1 protein-coding gene is annotated in these 263 nt (G+C 33.8%); it reads right to left on the bottom strand.

Translation table 11 applies throughout. The annotated features are described in order from the left end of the window. A partial coding sequence (locus ELQ10_RS08530; RefSeq protein ID WP_243833044.1) for an AIR synthase-related protein occupies positions 1-263 on the bottom strand: 263 nt, incomplete at both ends.

A 263-nucleotide genomic window follows, 5' to 3' on the forward strand; every position in this document is an offset into this window, starting at 1 on the left:
GCTTTTACGCCCTCTAAATAAGGAAGTTTATCTTTAAAAATCATAAATGAAATGCTATCATTTAACATTTCTCTTAAATGTCCTAAGAAACCAAAGCCCGTAACATCACTCATCGCATTAACCCCAAAACGAAGTGCAATTTGGCTGGATTTATAATTTAAACCCATCATGCTTTCAAGCATACGATCTAAATGTTTTTCTTCTAACATTTGAGCTTTTAAAGCTGTACTTAAAATACCCGTCCCTAGAGGCTTGGTTAAAAG

Source organism: Campylobacter sp. US42a (genome assembly GCF_004379055.1).
In the GTDB taxonomy this organism is placed as follows: domain Bacteria; phylum Campylobacterota; class Campylobacteria; order Campylobacterales; family Campylobacteraceae; genus Campylobacter_D; species Campylobacter_D jejuni.